Source organism: Jeotgalibacillus proteolyticus, assembly GCF_002926065.1.
In the GTDB taxonomy this organism is placed as follows: Bacteria; Bacillota; Bacilli; order Bacillales; family Jeotgalibacillaceae; genus Jeotgalibacillus; species Jeotgalibacillus proteolyticus.
Map to the genome: position 1 here is coordinate 450102 of NZ_PREZ01000003.1, position 21154 is coordinate 471255.

The 21154-nt window shown below is 40.7% G+C and carries 23 protein-coding genes and 1 riboswitch; of the genes, 10 read left to right on the forward strand and 13 right to left on the reverse strand.

Features of this window, described 5'->3' with window-relative positions:
* Positions 1–29: 29 nt before the first annotated feature.
* Together C4B60_RS09275 and C4B60_RS09280 are read right to left on the reverse strand one after the other, a co-directional pair.
* Positions 30–497 (reverse strand): NUDIX hydrolase, encoded by a 468-nt coding sequence (locus C4B60_RS09275; RefSeq protein WP_104057714.1) that lies wholly within the window; start codon positions 495–497, stop codon positions 30–32.
* On the reverse strand, positions 498–959 hold the full coding sequence (locus tag C4B60_RS09280; protein WP_104057715.1) for an NUDIX hydrolase: 462 nt from the start codon (positions 957–959) through the stop codon (positions 498–500).
* An 844-nt stretch (positions 960–1803) separates the two neighbouring features.
* Here C4B60_RS09280 and C4B60_RS09295 point away from each other — a divergent pair.
* Together C4B60_RS09295 and C4B60_RS21410 are read left to right on the forward strand one after the other, a co-directional pair.
* Positions 1804–2856, forward strand: a complete 1053-nt coding sequence (locus C4B60_RS09295) for a hypothetical protein (RefSeq protein WP_104057718.1) — start codon at positions 1804–1806, stop codon at positions 2854–2856.
* Positions 2857–2858: 2 nt separating this feature from the next.
* The gene (locus C4B60_RS21410) at positions 2859–3035 is read left to right on the forward strand and encodes a hypothetical protein (RefSeq protein WP_167578620.1); all 177 of its coding nucleotides are present in this window, start codon (positions 2859–2861) and stop codon (positions 3033–3035) included.
* 40 nt (positions 3036–3075) lie between these two features.
* Here C4B60_RS21410 and C4B60_RS09300 read toward each other — a convergent pair whose 3' ends face one another.
* From C4B60_RS09300 to tenA, 6 genes are read right to left on the reverse strand one after another with little or no spacing between them, the layout of a single operon-like run.
* Positions 3076–4122, reverse strand: coding sequence for a ThiF family adenylyltransferase (locus C4B60_RS09300; RefSeq protein ID WP_104057719.1), 1047 nt, complete (start codon positions 4120–4122; stop codon positions 3076–3078).
* Positions 4119–4886, reverse strand: coding sequence for a thiazole synthase (locus C4B60_RS09305; protein ID WP_104057720.1), 768 nt, complete (start codon positions 4884–4886; stop codon positions 4119–4121). The genes C4B60_RS09300 and C4B60_RS09305 overlap by 4 nt, the downstream gene beginning before the upstream one ends.
* Positions 4887–4890: 4 nt before the next feature.
* Positions 4891–5094: a sulfur carrier protein ThiS gene (thiS, locus tag C4B60_RS09310; RefSeq protein WP_104057721.1), complete on the reverse strand. Its 204-nt coding sequence runs from the start codon at positions 5092–5094 to the stop codon at positions 4891–4893.
* On the reverse strand, positions 5091–6221 hold the full coding sequence (thiO, locus tag C4B60_RS09315) for a glycine oxidase ThiO (protein WP_104057722.1): 1131 nt from the start codon (positions 6219–6221) through the stop codon (positions 5091–5093). The genes thiS and thiO overlap by 4 nt, the downstream gene beginning before the upstream one ends.
* Entirely contained in the window at positions 6182–6823 is a 642-nt protein-coding gene (locus C4B60_RS09320; protein ID WP_104057723.1) for a thiamine phosphate synthase, read from the reverse strand. Before C4B60_RS09320 ends, thiO begins: the two co-directional genes overlap by 40 nt.
* Positions 6824–6835: 12 nt before the next feature.
* Positions 6836–7519, reverse strand: a complete 684-nt coding sequence (tenA, locus tag C4B60_RS09325) for a thiaminase II (protein WP_104057724.1) — start codon at positions 7517–7519, stop codon at positions 6836–6838.
* A 91-nt stretch (positions 7520–7610) separates the two neighbouring features.
* Positions 7611–7709, reverse strand: a riboswitch (TPP riboswitch).
* Positions 7710–7991: 282 nt separating this feature from the next.
* On the opposite strand from tenA, the gene C4B60_RS09330 reads away from it, so the two are divergent.
* From C4B60_RS09330 to C4B60_RS09360, 6 genes are all read left to right on the forward strand, one after another.
* Positions 7992–9395, forward strand: a complete 1404-nt coding sequence (locus C4B60_RS09330; protein ID WP_104057908.1) for a sodium/glutamate symporter — start codon at positions 7992–7994, stop codon at positions 9393–9395.
* A gap of 148 nt (positions 9396–9543) precedes the next feature.
* A complete protein-coding gene (locus C4B60_RS09335; RefSeq protein WP_135122104.1) occupies positions 9544–10068 on the forward strand; it encodes a hypothetical protein in 525 nt (174 codons plus the stop codon).
* A gap of 438 nt (positions 10069–10506) precedes the next feature.
* On the forward strand, positions 10507–10839 hold the full coding sequence (locus C4B60_RS09340) for a hypothetical protein (RefSeq protein WP_104057726.1): 333 nt from the start codon (positions 10507–10509) through the stop codon (positions 10837–10839).
* Positions 10840–10902: 63 nt separating this feature from the next.
* A complete protein-coding gene (locus C4B60_RS09345) occupies positions 10903–11091 on the forward strand; it encodes a hypothetical protein (RefSeq protein ID WP_104057727.1) in 189 nt (62 codons plus the stop codon).
* A gap of 137 nt (positions 11092–11228) precedes the next feature.
* The gene (locus C4B60_RS09350) at positions 11229–12059 is read left to right on the forward strand and encodes an undecaprenyl-diphosphate phosphatase (protein ID WP_104057909.1); all 831 of its coding nucleotides are present in this window, start codon (positions 11229–11231) and stop codon (positions 12057–12059) included.
* 592 nt (positions 12060–12651) lie between these two features.
* Positions 12652–12978, forward strand: coding sequence for a DUF3888 domain-containing protein (locus C4B60_RS09360; RefSeq protein ID WP_167578621.1), 327 nt, complete (start codon positions 12652–12654; stop codon positions 12976–12978).
* A 141-nt stretch (positions 12979–13119) separates the two neighbouring features.
* Here the strand turns inward: C4B60_RS09360 and C4B60_RS09365 are convergent, their stop codons facing one another.
* Positions 13120–13677 carry a hypothetical protein gene (locus tag C4B60_RS09365; RefSeq protein WP_425331159.1) on the reverse strand — a complete coding sequence of 186 codons (558 nt, stop codon included), beginning with the start codon at positions 13675–13677 and terminating at the stop codon, positions 13120–13122.
* Between the two features lie 548 nt (positions 13678–14225).
* Complete coding sequence (gene shc, locus C4B60_RS09370; RefSeq protein ID WP_104057731.1) at positions 14226–16106, reverse strand: squalene--hopene cyclase; 1881 nt, start codon at positions 16104–16106, stop codon at positions 14226–14228.
* Between the two features lie 738 nt (positions 16107–16844).
* On the opposite strand from shc, the gene C4B60_RS21415 reads away from it, so the two are divergent.
* A complete protein-coding gene (locus C4B60_RS21415; protein WP_167578622.1) occupies positions 16845–16997 on the forward strand; it encodes a hypothetical protein in 153 nt (50 codons plus the stop codon).
* Positions 16998–17694: 697 nt separating this feature from the next.
* On the opposite strand, the gene C4B60_RS09380 is transcribed toward C4B60_RS21415, so the two are convergent.
* Entirely contained in the window at positions 17695–18456 is a 762-nt protein-coding gene (locus C4B60_RS09380) for a class I SAM-dependent methyltransferase (protein ID WP_104057733.1), read from the reverse strand.
* A 121-nt stretch (positions 18457–18577) separates the two neighbouring features.
* Here C4B60_RS09380 and C4B60_RS09385 point away from each other — a divergent pair, with 121 nt between their 5' ends.
* Entirely contained in the window at positions 18578–19198 is a 621-nt protein-coding gene (locus C4B60_RS09385) for an HAD hydrolase-like protein (protein ID WP_245153921.1), read from the forward strand.
* 82 nt (positions 19199–19280) lie between these two features.
* Here the strand turns inward: C4B60_RS09385 and C4B60_RS09390 are convergent, their stop codons facing one another.
* Positions 19281–20162, reverse strand: coding sequence for an aminoglycoside 6-adenylyltransferase (locus C4B60_RS09390; protein WP_104057734.1), 882 nt, complete (start codon positions 20160–20162; stop codon positions 19281–19283).
* Between the two features lie 21 nt (positions 20163–20183).
* Positions 20184–20984 (reverse strand): inositol monophosphatase family protein, encoded by an 801-nt coding sequence (locus C4B60_RS09395; protein WP_104057735.1) that lies wholly within the window; start codon positions 20982–20984, stop codon positions 20184–20186.
* Positions 20985–21154 lie beyond the last annotated feature (170 nt).

The window sequence follows — 21154 nt, forward strand, 5'->3', positions numbered from 1 at the left end:
TTTGAAGCCGCTTTTGATCCTGCTCATCGTTATTTGTAATCATTAATGATCAGATGTTTAGTTGAAGCCGGAAGATCTATTAATTTATCCTTTAAAAAAGATGGCTTAACGTTCATCTCATGTAACTCGTTTAAAGGGACCCATCTATAAACAAGGCGCTCGCCTTCTTCCCCGAAAAACTCTTCTTCTTTCACTAAAAGTTGAGAAGACGAAAGAGCATAATACAGCCCAATTTCATGAAAATCCTGCTCCCGATATTGAAAGAAATTCTCCGTCATCCAGAGAAGCCGTTCTGCCTTTACCTCGACTCCGAGCTCTTCTTCCATTTCTCTTTCGACTGCCGTCTTAGAGTCCTCCTTTACTTGAACACGCCCTCCCGGCAGTGCCCAATACGTATCATTTCCCTGTCGATGAAGCAGGATATGATTGTTTTTAATTAACACGCCGGCGACACGGTAATTAAATACTGTTTTGCCGATTTCAAAAGTAGAATCCATTTAACGCCTCTCCCCTTCCTCACATGCTCCAACAATCTTCCTCACTTCTTCTTTTACACCCTCTGGATACAGAATAAATTCCTCGTTCCAGAGCGTTTCAAGCGGAACCCAAAGAGCCACAGACTTCTTACCGGGCTCGGTTACTTTAAATTGCTCGACCTCGTATAATTGTTTTTCTGTAAATCCAGCTGAATAAAGCTGTGTGATTTCATGACCGACCTGGCCGTCCACCTGGTAAATGTTTTCAAGGCAAGCGAGATAAGACTTAACCTCTATATCAGCATCAATTTCTTCTTTAAATTCACGCACCAATGTATCGCGCGATCTTTCACCGAGCTCAATCGTTCCTCCAAGCGGACGGTAGAAGATCCCGTTTCCTTTTGAGTGCTTTTTGTTTTGTTTTTCCAGAAGGATTTTGTTTTCCTTCATAATGATTCCCAGTGAGGTTGCACGCGGCTTCATCTAATTCCTCCTTTAAAACTGCCAGACTCTCTAACTTCTGCTTTCATGCAGAATTACCCTCTTTTTCATAAGTGAAATTGCTGAATAACTCTTCTTTTTTTTCGTATACATGGTAAAAAGCAGGTCAGGGGCAGGGTGAAATGTGTCTCAACTTCATAACCCGGTTCACTGCGTTAGAAGGTTCTTTGAAATTAGAATTCTATGGGTGAATTCCTTTTTAATTTGCATGTTGATTTCCATTGCAGGGGCATGCTTTCCGCGGGACGGGAGCTGAGCTAACTTGCTGCGCAAGTGGATCTCAGCCTTCCCGTTTCTTCCCGCAGGAGTCAGCCCCTTCCATTTCAATCAACTCACAATTTTTGAATTTCTCTTCTTTAATGTAAATGTGTATTTTTACCGAAACACTCTACTGTACTAATGTGTCTCCTCCCATTAGTCCGGTTTCAACGTTTAGAATGTTCTTTGAAATTAGAATGCTATGGGTGAATTCCTTTTTAATTTGCATGTTGATTTCCATTGCAGGGGCATGCTTTCCACGGGGCGGGGCTTGAGCTAACTTGCTGCGCAAGTGGATCTCAGCCTTCCCGTTTATTCCCGCAGGAGTCAGCCCCTTCCATTTCAATCAACTCGGTAAGTATAAGTTTATCTTCCAAAATTCAATTGATATGGGTGAATCCCTTTTAATTTGCATATTGATTTCCATTGCAGGGGCATGCTTTCCGCGGGGCGGGGCTTGAGCTAACTTGCTATCGCAAGTGGATCTCAAGCTCCCGCTTCTGACCTTACGTTTCTTTAATTTATCGATATGCCCCAGGCTCTTTGAAGCAAAGAGGAGGTGAAATGCTTGAATCAGGATCCTCATTACATAAAAGGAATGCTTGAGCGGCTTAAGGATTTAGATGAGCTGACCAAGACAATGCAGGAGAAATTTGAAGGGGAGGGCAGCCGTAACCGGTTCGCCTGGCTCTTTATGCCTTTTTTAAAAGCACTGTACATAAGAAAAGAGCATACAGATGTTGTGATGCAGAAAATCTTGAATTTTGCCTCTGCGCCGCCTGTTATTGCTCTGTTTGGCGCGCTCGGATTTTTGAGCTTTATTACGGCGGTTGAAAGCGCGCTGCTCACCCCTTATCCCTATCTCCTCATTGGCCTTGCTCTTTATCTTTATTCTGCCATGGAGATTTTCTTCAGGCAGCTTGACTTTAAGGATAAGCTTTTTGATCTGTACGCATTTAAGGCGATTCACCCTTCTCTCTATCAGGCTTTTCAATCCTTTAGTGGCACTGCCCCCTTTTCCTTTAACAGTCTGCATGAAACCATTCGTACCATTCTTGAACGGGAGCACTTGACAGGGATTGAAGCCTATAATGAATTAAAAGCCGTATACGAGAAGCTTGAGGCGATAACAGAAGAGCGTAATCAAATGATGAACGATGTGGAGTATTCCGAATCAAATATGGCTAATTTACTCACGGTCTATGAGCATGCGCTGAAGCTGGTTCAGGCAGCCGCTGCCAAAAGAGTTTCAAAGGATGTTCTCTATCTTTATACGGATTACAGCCTTTTTGAAAAAAGAGGAGATCTGCTTGTGTTACAGGAGAGCCATCACACATATGATATTCCGAGAGAGATTTCTTTAACAGATGAGGCTGTACAGCATTGGGCAGTTGTAAAAGCGTGCCATGCTAAAGAGGATGCGGATTTAATTCAGCTTGACATCAGTCACCGCCTTGTTTCATTGGCGATAAAAATAAAAGTGGAACAGACGATTTATCTTTATTCCTTTCATTTTGCTCAGCGGGAAATAGATCACTTGATTGATATGATCATGCGGGAAGAGCTTCACACACTGCTTTACCATAGTATTTTGCTTTACCATAAAGAAAAGGAGGGATGACCATGGACGATCCTATCATTCTAAAGATGAAATCCTATCTGGATGATATTCGTGAGCGACGAGAACGCTATGCAGATTTAACTGCATCCTCCAATAACGTCATCGTCAAGCCTTCTATTGCCCCTGAATTAAAGAAACGATCTGACATGCTCAAGCAGATCCTGGATGAGACAAAATGAATCAAGCTCCCTTCCTGTTAAAAAGGAAGAGAGCTTTTTTTTACGTTCCAGCGGACACTGAATGCTTACTGGAAAGGATGCTGTAATAATAGTCAGCGGCATAACGTGCATCTTTTGTTCCATGCACGAGCACCCTGCCGTCTTTAAAAAAGACAACTCTGTGCTCTGCCTGGTAAACAAGAAGATACTCATTTCGAATCATTGTACCTTCCTTGTTTTTTAGCACGCGCTCCAGCTGATCCAGGTCTCTTTGATTGTTTTCACCCGGCCTGATTTGCACTGTGTCTCTTCCGCAGAGGACATTTGTGTGCACGGTTGATTGGTTTAGATAAGGGTATTCAGGCACCTCTCCGCAGGAAGGACAATTTTTTTTCTTCATCCGGTCAACGCCAACCTTCTGATGCTGCCCGCTCCATAAATCAAAGGTAATCAGTTCACGGCGGAGCGCCTCTTTATCGCCAATAAATAGCTTCAGTGCCTCTGTCACCTGATGAGCTGTTACCAGGTGGACAATCGGGCTGATGACACCTGCTGTATCACATGTCGGCCCCTGTAGAGGTGCTGACTGCAGCAGGCAATTCAGGCACGGCGTCTCACCCGGAAGGATCGTATAGCTCATGCCATAGCTGCCGACACAGGACCCGTAGATCCAGGGAATATCATGCTTTAAAGCAGCATCATTAATAATGAGTCTGATGTCAAATTGGTCTGTTCCATCCATAATGACATCCACTTGATTTTGGGAAAGCCATGAGTCTAGCTCTTTTGCATTTACATCAAGCAAATAAGCATCGATATCGACTTCACTATTGATCTGCTGAAGTTTTTTTTGGGCTGCAGCCGATTTTGGCAGATGGTTCGCTGCATCCTCTTCACTGTAAAGCTGCTGGCGTCCGAGATTGCTCCAATCCACATAATCCCGATCCATGATCGTGAGCTTGCCAATCCCTGCACGGACAAGCATATCCGCTGAGGAGGACCCAAGAGCTCCGAGTCCGATCAGGAGTGCATGATTCTGACTTATCTTTTTCTGACCCTGTACGCCAATTGGTGCGAAGAGCTCCTGACGGGAATACCGTTCAGTCATGAATGAATCATTCCTGTCGATGGACTTGAAGCAGTCGCGTGCGTTTTTTTCGGGATTCGTCCTGCCTCAAAGCCTAGACGCCCTGCTTCAATTGCTTTTTTCATCGCAAGCGCCATTTTAATTGGATCCTTCGCTCCTGAAACAGCGGTATTTAATAGAACTGCGTCTGCCCCAAGCTCCATGGCTATCGCAGCATCTGACGGCGAGCCGATTCCCGCGTCCACGATGACCGGAACGGAGGATTGCTCAATGATCCATTGAAGATTTAGCGGGTTAATAATTCCCTGCCCTGATCCAATTGGTGAAGCCCCCGGCATAATCGCATGACAGCCAAGCTCCTCTAAACGTCTTGCCAGGACTACGTCATCAGAGGTGTAAGGCAGTACAATAAATCCTTCTTCAAGCAGCATTTCACACGCTTTAAGCGTTTCGACAGGATCAGGGAGCAGTGTTTTTGAGCAGCCGATAATTTCCACCTTCACCATATCGCACAAGCCGCTCGCACGTGCAAGACGGGCAGTCTGAACTGCTTCCTCTGCCGTTGCAGCACCTGCTGTATTTGGCAGCAGTGTATAATCACTTCGTTCAAGCTCCTGCAGCAGGTTTGGCTGGTCCTTATCAAAAATGTCCATTTTCCTCACTGAAAAGGTAAGAATATCTGCCTCTGATACCTCAACAGCTTTTTTCTGCGAATGAAAATCCGGATACTTCCCTGTACCGAGCAGCAAGCGTGATGAAAATGATTTTGATCCTATTTTTAACATTATCTTACCCTCCTCCTACAAATTGAACGAGCTGAAATTGATCTCCTTCTTTTACGGGCTGGACAGTGTGAGCGGAATGATCAATGACCTCCTGATTCTGTTCAACCATCACGACCCGGTCTGTCAGCTCAAAATGGTGAAGAAGATCCTTCACGACAGTGACCGAGTCTGGAACCGTAACCTCTTTTTCATTTACGATAAGCTTCATATCATTTCACTTCCCTGATAGAAATTTCGATGCAAACCAAAAGCTGTTTTCCATTCTTCTGAAATCGGTTTTCCCTCGATCAGATCGGCCATAAAAACGCCTGTTTCCGCTGATAGCAGGATTCCATTTCGATAATGACCCGTTGCGATCCATAGATTCGAATAGCCCGGATGCGCATCCATAAATGGAAGACCGTCTTCTGTTTGAGGACGAATGCCTGCCCATGTTTTTTCAAAGCTTGTTTCTTCTAAGGCCGGAAGCAGCTCCATTGCCCGCTCCATCAGCCGTGAAATTCCTTTCATTTGCACCTTTTCACTAAAACTATGCGGGGTTTCTGTTGCGCCAATCAGCAATCTGCCTGCTTTTTTTGGAACAATATAGCAGCCTTCTGTAAAAAGAGTGGTTTGGAGAAACGGTCTTAATGATGTGACTGAAAAGCACTCCCCTTTGACGGGATAAGCGTTGAGATCTAGACCTGCTTCTTTTAACAATCTTGCACTCCAGGCTCCTCCCGTCACTACAACCTCATCTGCATAAATAGATCCTTCACTTGTTTTAACACCTGACAGCTGATTGTTTTCCACAATAAAGGATTCAACGTGTGTATATTCTAAAAGCTGAGCCCCATGAGTAATAGCTCCGTGGATAAATGCTGTGGATAAAGCAAAGGGATTCACATGCCCATCATCCGGTATCCACATTCCTCCTAAGGAAGCTGTGGAAACTAGCGGCTCTCGCTTATTTATTTCATCCGGATCGAGCCAGGAGCCCTTTTGATCATCTCCGATAAGCGAAATCCTACGCTTGAGGATTTGTTTTTCCTCTTCAGTCCAAGCAAGCTTAATCATGCCTTTTTGGACAAGCTCAATATCAATTCCTGTTTTCTCCTGCAGCTCTTTTTGAAGCGCAGGAAACCTTGCTTTACTGGACTGGGCAAAGGAATATAAGGGGGATTCACCTTCAATTTCCGCCTGCGCGCCAAGCATCCCGGCTGCAGCGCTTGACGCTTTTTTAACAGCCTCGCCCTGATCCACAATACATACACTTGCTCCTCTCTTTGACAGCTCATAGGCGATGGAGCTGCCGATTACTCCTGCGCCAACGATGATGACATCCGGCTTGTGCATTCGAGCTCCTCCCTTCGATAATCCTCTATCGCTTTAAGCGGCTCTTCTGCCTGCATAACACCTGACAGCAGCGCAGCCCCCGCAGCACCTGTTTGCTGAATAAGCGGGATGTGGCTTGGTTTTATTCCTCCTATTGCAATGACAGGAACAGAGCAGGCTTGTACTACGGATCGAAGAGTTTCCAGTCCTCTCGGTTCAACACCGGGCTTGGATTCTGTTTCAAAGATATGACCAAAGATCACATAATCAGCCCCGTCTTTTGCTGCCTGTTCTGCCTCTTCAGCGGAGTGAACGGATACGCCTGCTTTAATTGTTGGATGAATAGCCTTCACTTCTTTTAGTGGAAGGCTGTGGTAAGCGAGCTGAACTGAGAGATCTCTTGAAAGTGCCACATCGACACGGTCATTAATGACTAGCTTTGAAGCTGGCAGCCCTTTTTTCAACAGCTCATCCACGTATGCAAGAAGCTGTGCCGCTGTCGCATTTTTATCTCTGATATGAAAACTATCCACAGAGTTATGCACAAATCCTTCTTCACTCATCCATTTTTGTGAAATCTGTCCACATGTGGATAAAACATGATAGCTGAAGCCATTATTCAAGTTTATCCCTCCTTATGTGGATAAAGATGCCGGATTTGCTACTGGCCACTGTTCAAGCTTGTAGGCCATTTCCCAAAATGCGTATTCATATTGGCTGCTGATCAGGAAATGCTGTGTCCAGCGTTTTCTGTCATCCTCTGAAGCTCTCTCAGCTAATTCATCCAGTCTTTCAATCTGCTCCTCTACTAATTCACGGAACCAGTCTCCGCCGTAAGTTGCAATCCACTCCTGATAAATAGGCTCCTCAGGAGAGCATTGAAGCAATCGCTCCCCAATTTCATAATAAAGCCAGTAGCATGGCAGAAGCCCCGCGATCACATCTCCTAAGCTGCCCTGTCCTGCCCGGTACATATGCGAAGCATAGGCATAGGCAGTTGGCGCCGGCTCAAAATTCTCAATCTCTTCATCTGTTATCCCCAGCAGTTTGGAGAAGTTTTTATGCAGTCCAAGCTCTGCTTCGTACGTGCCCTGTGCATGCACAGCAAGCCTGTTTGTTGTATATAAATCAGTCGCTTTCACAGCCCCTAAGGCCTGCACCTTTGCAAAATGAGTTAAATAGTAGGCATCCTGCATGACATAAAACCGGAATCTTTCCAGTGAAAGTGTGCCATCCCCAATGCCTTTTACAAATGGGTGGTCAAAGCTTGCCTGCCAAATATGGTCTGCTTTTTTTCTGATTTCCTGTGAAAATGTCATTATTTCTCCTCCTGAAACCGTTTTGGACAACAAAAAACCACTTCCTCATCCTAGAGAAAGTGGCGGCAGTTTTAGAAGGAAATTCCTAAACGTTCAGATGCCTCCACTTCCCTACGCTAGTACGAGCTAGATCAGGTTCAAAGGGTCCGGAACTTCCGTCTCAGCCATTAAGGCTCCCCCAGTAGATTGACGATATGTGATTTATTGATGCTTGCCCCTATACTAACATGTTCCATACCATTGTCAAATCATGAAGTATTTTCTAATTTAAACTCTATTGATTTCTACATGTACAACAGGAAATCAAACGTTTGTTTAATAGGCGTAGACGACCAAACCTTATTAGCTGCCTCTTTTTTGTAATATATTAATCTTTCTTTCGTGATTAGAAGGATTCTCTGAGGGTATTGGGGAAAATAGGCATTTTTACGTCTTGACGCTTATTTTATGAAAGGAGAGGATATGGTTGGACATGTCTCCAGAGGTGATTGGATTTAGCTTTATTATAATAGGAGTTCTTTTAATCCTTGGAAAGACACTTCGAGTCTTTACACCTTTTCTGCAAAAAGCATTTGTGCCGAGCTCTATTTTGGCAGGCTTAATCGGCCTTCTGCTCGGTCCTGAAGTGCTTGGGCAGCTTGGTGTGGAGCTTTTTGATACAGGAGGGCTTTTCCCCGAAAGCATGCTCAATGTTTGGGAGGAGCTTCCCGGTTTATTAATCAGTGTGATTTTCGCTTCTTTATTTATCGGGAAAACCATGCCCCATGTAAAAAAAATATGGGAAGTAGCAGGGCCCCAGGTTACATTTTCTCATTTTATTTCATGGGGACAGTATGTGCTCGGGGCTATTCTGGCGATTACAATCCTTGTTCCCATCTTTAATCTTCATCCGGCCGTTGGTGCACTCCTTGAAATCAGCTTTGTCGGTGGACACGGTACCGCAGCAGGTCTTTCTGGAACATTTTCAAGTGTAGGCTTTGAGGAAGGGATGGACCTGGCAGTTGGACTTGCCACAGTTGGCGTGCTTTCTGGTGTATTGATCGGAATGACATTAATTAACTGGGGAGCAAGAAAAGGAAAAACGGAGATTCTCTCAAGCCCGGATGATATTTCAGAAGAGCAGCGCAAAGGAATGATCGCAAACGAGGAGCAGGATGAAGCGCCGGCAGGTCACAAGACGACCCGTTCAGAATTTATTGAAACGCTGACGGTTCATTTTGCCTATATTGGAATTGCGATTGGGATAGGTTATTTGATTTTAGAAGGGTTAATTTTAATTGAAGAAGCCTTTTGGATTGAAAACATTGAAATTTTCACTCACCTTCCTCTCTTCCCGCTTGCCATGATCGGCGCAATTCTCGTTCAGTTTTATTTAAATAAATTTAAGCAAAATGTGCTGGATCCCGGTGTAGTAAAGAGTATTCAGGGTTTCGCGCTGGATTTATTGATTGCTTCAGCCATTGCCACTCTTTCCCTGGCGGTCATTGCCGAGTATTGGGCACCATTTTTAATCATGGCAGTAACGGCGGTTAGCTGGACTGTATTTTGCTTTATCTTTATTGCACCGCGGATCATGCCGGATTACTGGTTTGAACGCGGGATCGGTGATTTTGGACAAGCGATGGGTATGAGCGCAGCCGGGATCCTGCTTATAAATCTGGTGGATCCTGAAAGCAAAACGACCGCTAAAGAAGGCTTTAGTTATAAGCAGCTGATGCTTGATTTAATTGTCGGCGGAGGACTCGTTACAGCAGCCTCCATTCCCCTCTTTAACGCATTCGGACCAGTACCTGCCCTTATCGTTGCAGCAATTGTGATGACAGGCTGGCTGCTGCTTGGTTTATTGTATTTTGGCAGAAAAAAACAAAGCTCATAAGTATATTTCCCTCCCATATTTTGGGGGTAATTTTAGGTAAGAATTTTTTATTCCCCATCCTCTTCCTAACTGGTAAAATTTATACTAATTGGTTTAGTGGCTTTCACGTAATATAATTTTACCTTTTGTTCGAGGAGGAGTCTTATTGTTGGATAGTTTTTGGGGAAGTTTCATTATTGGTTTGAGCAATTTAACTTTTTTCTATCCTAACGTCCTGGCAAACTCATCCTGGCAATGGCTCACATCCAACCCAAAGGATTTTTTGCCCATTGCGGTTATTCTCACGCTTGCGATTGAGTTTATCGGCGTTCTTTATTTCAGCACACTTGAAAAAAACTGGATCGTCTGGCTTAAAGCGATTGGAATCATCGTTGCAGCCAATCTTCTTTCCTTTGTTTTCCCTTACGTATTCCGTATGGCGGAGCTGCAGTCCTTTTACGGCGCGGAATGGGCTGAAGCATGGAATTTAGCCTTTTCAACCGGTCCTTATTACATTATTTTATACGGCTACCTGACATTTACCACCCTGATCGAAGTACCTATCGTCTACTACACCATTAAAAAACATACCACAAACCCAAAGCGGCTGGTCTGGACAATCATTATTGTAAACTGCCTAACCACAGCCCTCGTCGCCATCATCGAACGCACCCTGTATTATGGTCAGTGGTAGACCTCATAAAGAAGTATAGATGAATCGCGACAAATTAAGACAAAATCCGGGAGGTGCCAGGCACTTTGAATTACAACTTAATCGGGTGGTGCCAGGCACGTTGGATTACAACTTAATTTCTATAGTTGTTGTCTTTATTGTTATGCTTATCATCGGATCTGTTATGAACATACTTTTAAAAACAACCAGTAAAATAAATTGGATCGTAACATTGCTTTTTTGTATTTCTTTTTCAATTATCTTCACAGCCATATTGAATTTTAATTAGGTTTCCTTTAATAAGCATTCCCTGATTTTCAGGGGTGCTTATTTTTTATTTTAGATATTCGACATAGATTGACAAAAATTGAGTGGTGCCAGGCACCTGCAATTCTATACCCAACCAACCGCTTTCCTGCTATAGTATTTTTAGGACATAAAAGGAAGGGGGGAAATGGGATGAGGGTGCTGAAGCTGCTGATTGGGTTTGTGGTTTTGACGTTTATGCTGGGGATTGGTCCAATTGAAAGTGCCGGTCAGTTTACTGGTCTTGACGGGAAGGATTCTTCTTTTAAGATTGGGCAGTCGATTACGCAGGATAAAGCGGTGCAATTTGCGAACTCGTCCTCTCCTCCTAAAAAGGTTTTCCTTTTTGAGAAGCCATTTTTCCGGTTATCTCCTTTTTCGTCCGGAGAGCCGGATTTTGCCCCAAAAAGAGCGCCTGTTATTGTTCAAAAAGGGGACGCTGACGGCTTTTTAACGATGATAAAATATCACTCTGATTTCATATAAAGCTTCCTTAGGTAAGGTTAAAGACTGGATGTACGTTTTTAAAACCTACTAAGGAGAATGAACATGTCAAATTCAGCATGGAAAGAAAAAATAGAATATTATGCAATAAGTGTAACGATATTCCTTCTGTTTTTTGGTGCCATTTACATTTCCGGAGCCACTTATGGCGACGGCTGGGACACCATCAATATTACATTTTCATGGGATATGCTAAATGTAAAAGAATTAAAGAAGGTGCTCAGCCTTGAATGACCCCTCGCTTAGTTCTAGTCCACTAAAAGTGTGAGTATGCTAGGAGGAAAGTGCAGCAACTAGCATGCCGCAAATGATCTCTTCCCTATTAAGGAAGAGTCATGTACAAAGATTTTCTAAGGGAGCAGAGGGAAAACATGACGTTATGGGAATGGGCAGTAGCCATTATTTTAGGAGTGGTTGAGGGATTAACAGAGTTTGCGCCGATCTCATCGACGGGACACATGATTATTGTGGATGATCTTTGGCTGAAATCAGCAGAGCTGCTGAGGTCGACGCAGATTGCAAACACCTTTAAAATTGTGATTCAGCTAGGCTCCATTTTAGCTGTAGTCGTTCTTTTCAGGGAGCGTTTTGCAAGGCTTTTAAATGTAAAAAATAATCCTCTTATAACAAAGGGAAAAACCTTAACATTAGGACATATTGGAACTGGTTTATTGCCGGCAATTGTTCTCGGTTTTTTATTTGAAGACTTTATCGATAAGCATTTATTTTCAATTGAAACAGTTATCATCGGGCTGATTGCGGGGTCATTTTTAATGATTGCAGCTGACTTTGCTGGAAAACGAAAACCGGCAGCAATCGGACTTGATGAGATCTCCTATCCGAAAGCATTTTTAATCGGGCTTTTTCAATGTATTGCGCTTTGGCCGGGCTTTTCACGCTCTGGGTCAACGATTTCAGGCGGGGTTATTCTCGGTCTGAATCACCGGGCCGCTGCTGATTTTACCTTTATTATGGCAGTGCCGATCATGCTTGGAGCCAGTATACTTTCGTTAATTAAGCACGCCGATAGCTTTTCAATGGATTTTCTGCCGTTTTTTATCACCGGATTTGTGACAGCATTTATTTTTGCTCTGCTGTCCATACAATTCTTTTTAATTGTGATCAGCAAAATCAAGCTTGTACCATTTGCCATTTACCGGCTGGTGCTTGCGGCGGTTTTAATTGTTGTTCTTTACTTTTAATTGTAAGAAAAGGGGGTTGAGACAAATATGCGTCTCAATCCCTTTTTCCAATTCACTGCGTTTCAGACGGACGCTTTCCGCAGGGTGAGGCCCTTCGCTAACTTGCTAACGCAAGTGGATCTCAAACTCCCGCTTCATCTAAGCAGGAGTCGCCACCTCCCTCACCGTTCACCTCACGTTTTTAAAAAAGGTGTTTTGTCCCATAACGGGTTCTGTTTTGGAGTACAAAAATGAATTTACATCCTAAAATACGATGCAAAGTGTGATTGTTTGTACAGTCAACTTGCACTAAAAAATGCATAGAGAGAACTCGAAATTTATTCAATTGCAAGCAAGGAAGAGGGCTCGTCGAGAGGAAATAAATAGCCCTATCTTTTATTAGGGTAAAGTTAAAGTTTAATGTTGATATTTATAAAAAAAGAACTTCCGATTTCCAGGAAGTTCTTTTTAGTTTAAATATTATCTTATTCAACTAAAGCTCCCGTTAGTTTAACAAGAACCTCATTTCAAATTATCTTCGATTTGTGTAATAAATCATTTGTTATAAATTTTCTCTTTAGAAGCAAACTAAATAAAAAAGAGAGGGTTAACTTTGAAAAACATTTCAATTGCAATTGTTATTGCAGCAATAATAATATTTACACCTTTTAAGGCAAATGCTTATTCTCAACAGGACATACATTTGCGTGATGATTTAATTTTAGAACTGTTAACACCGCAGATTACGAAAGAACTCAGAGACCACTTTGGTACTTTTATGCAGTATGATTGTGCTCAGATACTTAACATTAAAAAAATTGAACAAGGTAGTTATCTATTTACAGTTGATGTACAAGTGGTTACTTTTGAAGGTGCTCATAATCCTCCATATTATGTTATAAATATGACCTTAAGCAATGGTGGTCCAGGATGGAATTGACATCCGGTAAAGTTTAAAAGTAAACTTTGGGATTCCACAAAAAAAGTGCCTTGTAGAAATCCTGTGTAAAGCTGCGCAGTTAGCGAATGGAGCAGCTCCTCTTGTTGAGCAATCGCTCACCGTTAGTTTAAACCCATTAACTTAATAATCAATAGAATCTGCTAGTTGAACAAGTATTTCTGGTGTTACTTTATCAGACACACCTTTATCAATACTAAGCATATATTGCCAACTATCTTTTTCGAAGACCAGCATATTAAAACCAACATTCCGATCATTAACATAGATTGCGTTTTTTCCGTTTTTTAACTTCATTACTTTTGTTTTATACTTATCGACCGGAATTTTGTATTGAATCGGCCTAATATCTATTTTGAAATGGTTGTCAGGAAATTGGTCACTTATAAATTTCACTTCCAAAGAATCGTTTATCTCGCCATCTAAATTATTAAACCTGCCAAAGTAATGGGTGAAGCTAATTGGTGGTATTCTTAGCGGTAACTTAATCTCTTGTTTAAAATGTTGTTCAAAATCGTCTACTGCTGCATCTACCGACTTGTATCCACCTTCAGTATAGATTTCCTCGAAAGGTTGTGGAGGACCGTTTGTATTTCCAGAAACTTTGTCATCACTGATTTCAATAGTCAAGAAACCTAAACAACACAAAAAAAGAAGAAGAACACCTTTTTTCAACTTCATCACCCTTAATATTATTTAGGGTTAGTTTGTCCATTTTAATTGCAATAATTCTTACTCAAGTAACCTGCCCCGTTAGTAGAAGAAGGAATCTTAACTTATTTTACCTCTTTGTAAATAAAGATCTGCAATGCTTTACCTGCTTCTCTTTTTGTGGGAAAGTAATCTGTTAAACGGCGATAGGGCTTGATACTCCATTTTGCCAGCATTCTCTGCCTTCGTAAAAGTCTGAATGGGAACTCCTGACTTTGGTTGTGCTAATCCATTCTTTTGTCATTTCAATATCCTGTTTTTTTCCTTGCAGGCTCGATGCCTGCAGCTAATCAGGAAAAGCGTAGGCTTTACTTCCATCCGCAGATCAAACAGCTATGTTTTCCAGCTGTTCTATCTGCGGATTTTTATTTTTAATATGACTGCCTTTCTCATCACTAATTAGTAAATATTATGTAATTAAATAAAAGTTGATTTTTTATGCCTAGCGATCATTCAAAATATTGAACGTGTAGTGTAATCTACAAAAAAATAGGATTAACAATAAAGTTAATCCCTTTTCAAGTATATTTTTGTAAATATCGACTTAATGACAACAATGGCCATATATAATTATAACTATGATAATAGATATAAAAACTTCCTGGTAGCCCAGCTCCTGTGGGATATGAATACGTCCAATCCTTCTCTTTCAGAAGATTAATTAAACAACCAATACCCTTTTTTATTTCGACCGTTGGATGGTCGTACACGGATATTAACGAATCTAATGCCCAGGCAGTTTGAGAAGGTGTACTTGCTCCTAAAGGTATATATTTTTTTTCGATATCACTGTTACAGGATTCTCCCCATCCACCATCTGCATTTTGTATCTCTTCAAGCCATTGAACTGCTTTTACAATAGTTGGATGATGTGATTTCTCTCCTACTGCCCTCATTCCTGTAATGGCAGCCCATGTACCATATATATAGGTAATCCCCCAACGACCATACCAAGAACCATCGCTTTCTTGATGATCCTTTAACCAATCAACCGCTCTTTTTATTTGTGGATGTTGAACAGTTAATCTGGCATCATTACCTAAAAACTCTAGTGTACGTCCTGTTAAATCGGCGGTTGAAGGATCTATACTAGCAGACTCAGATCCATCAAACGGTATTAGCTTTAAAATTTCCTTATCTGTGTTTTTTTCAAAGGCAGGCCAGCCACCATCATTATTTTGCATGGAAAGTACCCAGTTCAATCCCCTGAACCAGGACTGGCTTAGATTTGGGTGTTGAGAAATAGTAGGTTTTATCGCTCTTAGTGCAGCGGTAGTATCATCAACATCAGGATTCATTGTATTACTATCAGAAAATCCCCATCCTCCAGGTAAAGAATTAAGGTTATGAATACTCCAGTCGCCATAAAGGTATTGTTGTTTTCTTAATAAATAATGTGTAGGTAGTTGGATAAAATTAGATCGTACATCTACTCCTGAAGATAGTAAGGAATGTGTTATAAGCGCTGTGTCCCAAACGGTTGACGGAGAGTTTTGGATGTGAATATGATCTTCTGTATTACAGGCTAAGCCTTTTAATCCGTTAATAGCCTTTTCGATAATCGGATCATCTTTTGTGAAGCCTAGAGAAAGCAGAGAGAAAATCATTAAAAATGTAGAACTAAAATAACTATAGAGAGTACCATCAGGTTCAATTCTATGCAACATAAATAATTTAGCCTGATCTAATGCCATTCGATTTAATTCATTTGGTAACCCGATTAGCTTCTGCACATTCTGTTTTATGAAGGATAGTAATGATCTTGTATCATCTGATTGAATTGATATGAAACATTCATCTTGTTCTTCGTCTCTACTCTGATTTAAGTATTCTAAATTTAGATGTGCGGTTTTCATGGAAAATTTATTATTTGCAAGCACAAGAATAGGCATTAAGTGTACCCTTGCATATCCAACCATATCGAAAAAATTAATTGGACATGATTGTGGTAAAAGAATGACTTCGATTGGAATTGGAATGATTTTAGACCAGGAGTATTGTCCAGTTGTCGCAAGCATGACTTTTGTCAGCGAGGATACTTTACTCAATCCACCATTTTTAATGATGAAGTCTTCTGCCTTTTTCATTGTTGGGTCAGATTTCTTTTTATAATTTGCCATTAATAATGCATAATAAGCTTCCACTGTTGCAGAAAGATTCCCGTCATCATCTTTAAACAGCTTCCACGCCCCATTCTCTGTTTGTTTTGAAGCGATTCGTTCTGCTAAATCTTTTACTAATTTGTCCTCTTGTAGTTGTAATGTCTTAATCAAAATAATGAGATAGGCATCTGTCATCACGCTTCCTTCAAAACAAAAACGCCAAGTACCATCAGAAGACTGTATCCCTTCTAATTGATAAACTATGCGTTCTATTTCCTCTTTAATTATTTTTTCCATAGTTCTCAATCCTTTTTTAAGTATGATATATAAATGTATTCAGTCCTTGGAATTATTTAATGTTGATTTTTTAGTGTGAAGTAGATCTTAAATCGGATTCGGTCTATCTCCAGAGGTTTCTCAGTCTTATGTTATCCTTAATTCGAGAACTATTTATTTTTTCTTAGCACGAATGATGAATCCATCCACATAAATCAATTTTTCCTTTTTCTTTTCTTTAAACTCCTAACACCGCAAAAGAGTGAGGGTTATTAAATCCATTTCAGTTTATTCATGCTGTAATTAGCATGTATAGGCGTATGGATTGGTCGTTCAATCTTTAATTGCTCTGAAAATCAGTCATTTTCTATGAAGAGGAACCATCTATTGAAATAGTAGAACCTGAATTTTTTGTATTGGCTAATTTATGGATTAACGTTGCTTTACAAAGGGGAGATGAAAAAAACTGCATGATGAATAATGGCTACTACAATTGTCGATGTTGGGTCTTACCATTACTAAAAATGGTCGTTTATGGTGATTTATCCATAACTAAAGAATTAAATGGCTTTTTTAATTTTGTTCAACAATCGGGTCATATTCTGGAAATTAGGTGGTTCATCTCTAAATGTATGTTATTCCATTTAAAGGCAGGATTGCTGAATATGTACATATGATTTATAGGTTTTATCGGAAGCACGCTGCGGACATGCCTTTTTTTGTTTGTTATATTTTAATCAATAGGCAGGTGATGCAAGGATGGAAATGGACATTAGACAATTAGTTGTAGAAGTTTTCGGTGTAGAACCATTGAAAATTGAATACATGTCTTTCGGTCCTACAAATAAAGTATTTAGCGTTGAACTACCAGATGATCAAGTAATCATTCGAACAAATACAACTTTAAAATAAATAAATAAAAAACAAATCACTTTGATTCAAAATGATTTGTTTTGCACTAGAATTAATTTTTAAAATAATTTCTTTCAGTAATGCTTCTTCAACTAAAGCACCCGTTAGTTCAATAAAATTTACTTTTGTTTAATAGTTACTAACTAAAATTCCAATAGAAATAATAAACTCCAGTATTAATGATACATAGTACAATACCTATTACTGAAATGGACAACCATTTTGAGGAGTTAGCTTTTTTTACCCCTCTTACTAACTGGATTACTCCTAATAATATCCCTATTCCAGCTATAATCGGAAACCATTTCTCTATAAACATTAATAAATCCCAAAAAAGTTCTACACCAGGAAACAGATATATCGATAAACTTAGAAAACTAAGAAGAACACCTATAAAAAATGAAGTATTGGACATAATTATCCCCCTTAAAAGCTAAAGGGACACATCAGTTAAAATGAGTGAAAAAAAAGAATGGTATTTGGATCGTTACAGAAAGTTCTGTTACGTGAAATTATACCTGCATTTTTATATGCATTTTAAAGTACAAAAAGAATCAAAAACCTGTTAAAGCCTAATTTAATCACTATAAAAAGGATACAAAATCTAAATGATTTGGTATCCTTTTTGTAATGTTTTATAAATTTTGTACTTTAAAACAGAACCCGTTATAATCCCAAGCTTTTTTTTGACAGCTGCTTAGTCTTTTTTCACCGCTTCAAAAGTAAGCATTTGATCCGCCACAGTCGGCTCTTGCCCGTACTTATAATTGCTGGAACACGTTATACCAGTAAAGCCCGCCTTTTCAAGAACAAGCTTAAACTCCTCCACCCCGTACCATCTAAGTGAGAATTTTTGAAGCTCCGTGTCGATGAGTCTGCCCTCTCTCCACTTTTCATATTTTAAATAGGTTACTGTTTTTTGATTAAGCCAGTCGATCTCCACAGAGTTTCTTTCAAGCGTGATGCCGTCTCCATCAGGCAGAGTAAATGCAGACAAGGTACGCTCGCCTGCAATAAAATTGCCAGGCAGGAACAAATCGAGGATCAGCCGTCCTCCAGGGTTCAAATGATGATAAAAACTATCTAATGCAGCAAGTGAATCCTCCCTGTTCTCCAGCAAGGAAAAAGAGCCTGTAGGAAGAATAATTGCATCATAGCTTGCAGGTAAAGAAAATTTCTGAAGATTTCCTTCATAAAGCTCAGGGTACAGCCCTCGCTCCTCACAGCTTCTGCGGCATGAGGCAAGCATTTCCTTAGAGTTATCAATCCCCTCTATTTTAAAACCCGCTTCAAGGAAAGGAATAAACAGCCGGCCCGAGCCGACACCCGCTTCAAGAATCTTACCCTCACAGCCTGAAAGACGTTCCATATAATACTCAATATCTCCATCCAATGAATGGCCAATCGGTTTCGTAAAATCATATAGCTCTGTGCTTAATTTTCCATAGTAACTAAACATCATATCCTCCTAAAGCAGAATAAACACCCTGCAGAAATTCAAAAAATATGAAACACCAAAACTGATTTGACGTATACTTAACTAGTAAAATTGACTGGATAAACCCTCTGGAGGCTCCCCCATGATAAAATACGTAATTTTTGATTTTGACGGCACGCTTGCAGATTCTAAACAAGCCATGCTGACAAGCTGGAATGCGATTGCAAGAAAATATAAATACAAGGAACTAACATTCAGTGATATTGAAGCTATGGGCCGTATGTCCATGAGGGAAAGAAGCGCTATGGTTAATTTTCCTATGTACAAAATCCCTATCGTTATTCCTCAGTTTTACCGCTTGTACAAAGCAGCTCTAAATAAGGTTGAGTTTTTTGACGGCATCAAAGAAATGCTTCAAAAGATTGAAGAAAAGGGCTATAAAACAGTGATTCTTTCCTCAAACTCTAAAGACAATATCCTTACCTTTCTGGAGCGCAATCACGTATCAGGCATTTCAGAAGTAATTTGTTCAAGCAGCATCTTTGGAAAAGATAAGCTTCTTAACCGTTTCCTAATGGATCATAAGCTTACACCTTCTGAAATTATTTATGCCGGTGATGAACAAAGAGATATTATCGCCTGCAAAAAAGCAGGTGTTCCGGTCATTTGGGTTAGCTGGGGCTATGATTCAATTGAAGTAATTGAGAAGCTGCAGCCGGAATTTCAAGCACATAGCCCTGAAGAGATACTTACTATAATCTAACTTCTTTCGATCGACTCCGTCTTCTTTGTATGCAGGCACAGAAATATAAGTTGTGTATGGCAGAAAACCTTGTGAAGAGAAATCACCATACGCCCTTTGCATCAGCCGGCAATTCTTTAACCCTCTTTAAATACTTCGTCATATTCGTATCATCCGCAGCCGGATAAGAAAAATGAAAATGCTCCGCTACATCTGCTGCTAAAATGCGGAATAACTCGCATGCAGCAAAAACAGAGCCCCACATCTCTTCAGGATCGGCTCCTGAATACGTTTTTTTATACATGCACCAGTATTCTTCAGGCAAATACATTTTTAAATACTTCCCCATCTTCCCTGTTGATACGCCAAAATCAGTTTGGATGCCAATCCACCAGCCTGCCATAAGATCAAGTGATCTCCTTGTCGTCTCTTCAAACATTCTCTTTGCATAAGGCACTTCATCCCGCCAAATTCCCTTTGCGACATTTTGAAGACACCACCAGAAATCGTTTGTATAACTGATAAACTCACCTTCCGCAGGCTTTTGAACGTGGTAGTCCTGATTTGATGGAGGAGGAATTTTCGGCAGACACTCATCCTTATCCAGCAAGGGCAGCGTCAGCTTATCCTCTCCGTAGCCCTCAAGCATGGCTTCAACAGTTTGAATGTGGAGATCAATCCGGTTGCCGTCAGAAAACAGCATTAAATAAGTATAAGCGCGGTCAAAGTCCACCTCACGCCTAAGTCCTCTGTCCAGCAAATCGGGTTCTTGCATCATAAGTAAATCACCAAATCGTTTAATCCAATCAGGATCACTCAAAAATGGAGCGGTTTCAGTTACAACGTATACAATATCGTAATCCTGAAAAATATCCTTTGGAACTGTGGGGTTTGTTCTCGAACCATTCATGTAAACGGCTCTGATTCTGTCATCCTCTTTAGCTGTCCCAATGATTAACTCAAGCATATGTTTTTCACTTCTCATATTCCCGCCCCCTTTAATCAGCTATTCATTCAACCCTTTATGTACAAGCTCCATTACGTAATCCTTATGCTCCGGATGGCAGGCGATAAAATAAGGCGTCCCACTCACCGTTTGAAATTCTTCTCCTGAAAAATCTAAAACCGCTCCGCCTGCTTCTTTTACCATTAAAAGACCCGAATACAAGTCCTCACCCTCTGAATTATAAAGAATGATTGCATCAATATCTCCTTTAGCAAGCATCGCCCAGGCAAGTGTCGGTGCCCAAAGCCGGATCATTCTTTTACAATTGACATCGATATGTTGGCGAAGCTTTACTGCCTGTTCTTCATTTTGAACCCCATGGCCCTGAATCCATCCGATCGTAAACCGTTTAACATTGTCTCTTTTTTTCAGCTCAATGGATTGACCATTACAAAAGCTTCCTTCATTCAAGCTGCTGACAAATAATCGATCTAAAAATGGATCATAAATGACCCCAAGAACAGGCTGATCTTTATACAGAAGCGCAATGGAGGAAGCAAAAACAGGAAGACCCATCGCAAAATTATTCGTCCCGTCCAAAGGATCCACATGCCATACCCAGTCGCTTTCAACCCCATTATTACCAGCTTCTTCACTTTGAATCTGATGATCCGGGAACGCCCTGTTTAATTCATTAATGATTACCTTCTCAGCCAGGTAATCAGCCTCCGTCACCACATCTCCGTGATCCCCTTTTTCTTCAATCGATAGCACCTTCCCAAATTGTTCTTTCGCAATTTTCCCCGCCTCAACAATGATCTTTGATGCGACTGCCTTAGCCTTTTGAATGGTTTGTTCCATATGTACCTCCATTAAACTATTTGCTGGCTTGTTCAGATTAAATAGTCTTTTACTTAACCCTACCATAAAAATATCCTATTTTTTAAATTATAAGAATTTTATTGTAATTTAGTAGGTTTGAAGTCTCCTCACTTAGGTAATTTATTACAGACAGGACAAAATACTTAAGA

Coding starts and splice junctions, on each gene's coding strand:
- C4B60_RS09275 (WP_104057714.1), bottom strand. CDS start 497: ATGGATTCTACTTTTGAAATCGGCAAAACAGTATTTAATTACCGTGTC.
- C4B60_RS09280 (WP_104057715.1), bottom strand. CDS start 959: ATGAAGCCGCGTGCAACCTCACTGGGAATCATTATGAAGGAAAACAAA.
- C4B60_RS21410 (WP_167578620.1), top strand. CDS start 2,859: ATGGACGATCCTATCATTCTAAAGATGAAATCCTATCTGGATGATATT.
- C4B60_RS09300 (WP_104057719.1), bottom strand. CDS start 4,122: ATGACTGAACGGTATTCCCGTCAGGAGCTCTTCGCACCAATTGGCGTA.
- C4B60_RS09305 (WP_104057720.1), bottom strand. CDS start 4,886: ATGTTAAAAATAGGATCAAAATCATTTTCATCACGCTTGCTGCTCGGT.
- thiS (WP_104057721.1), bottom strand. CDS start 5,094: ATGAAGCTTATCGTAAATGAAAAAGAGGTTACGGTTCCAGACTCGGTC.
- thiO (WP_104057722.1), bottom strand. CDS start 6,221: ATGCACAAGCCGGATGTCATCATCGTTGGCGCAGGAGTAATCGGCAGC.
- tenA (WP_104057724.1), bottom strand. CDS start 7,519: ATGACATTTTCACAGGAAATCAGAAAAAAAGCAGACCATATTTGGCAG.
- C4B60_RS09330 (WP_104057908.1), top strand. CDS start 7,992: ATGTCTCCAGAGGTGATTGGATTTAGCTTTATTATAATAGGAGTTCTT.
- C4B60_RS09340 (WP_104057726.1), top strand. CDS start 10,507: ATGAGGGTGCTGAAGCTGCTGATTGGGTTTGTGGTTTTGACGTTTATG.
- C4B60_RS09345 (WP_104057727.1), top strand. CDS start 10,903: ATGTCAAATTCAGCATGGAAAGAAAAAATAGAATATTATGCAATAAGT.
- C4B60_RS09350 (WP_104057909.1), top strand. CDS start 11,229: ATGACGTTATGGGAATGGGCAGTAGCCATTATTTTAGGAGTGGTTGAG.
- C4B60_RS09365 (WP_425331159.1), bottom strand. CDS start 13,677: ATGAAGTTGAAAAAAGGTGTTCTTCTTCTTTTTTTGTGTTGTTTAGGT.
- shc (WP_104057731.1), bottom strand. CDS start 16,106: ATGGAAAAAATAATTAAAGAGGAAATAGAACGCATAGTTTATCAATTA.
- C4B60_RS21415 (WP_167578622.1), top strand. CDS start 16,845: ATGGAAATGGACATTAGACAATTAGTTGTAGAAGTTTTCGGTGTAGAA.
- C4B60_RS09380 (WP_104057733.1), bottom strand. CDS start 18,456: ATGTTTAGTTACTATGGAAAATTAAGCACAGAGCTATATGATTTTACG.
- C4B60_RS09385 (WP_245153921.1), top strand. CDS start 18,578: ATGATAAAATACGTAATTTTTGATTTTGACGGCACGCTTGCAGATTCT.
- C4B60_RS09390 (WP_104057734.1), bottom strand. CDS start 20,162: ATGAGAAGTGAAAAACATATGCTTGAGTTAATCATTGGGACAGCTAAA.
- C4B60_RS09395 (WP_104057735.1), bottom strand. CDS start 20,984: ATGGAACAAACCATTCAAAAGGCTAAGGCAGTCGCATCAAAGATCATT.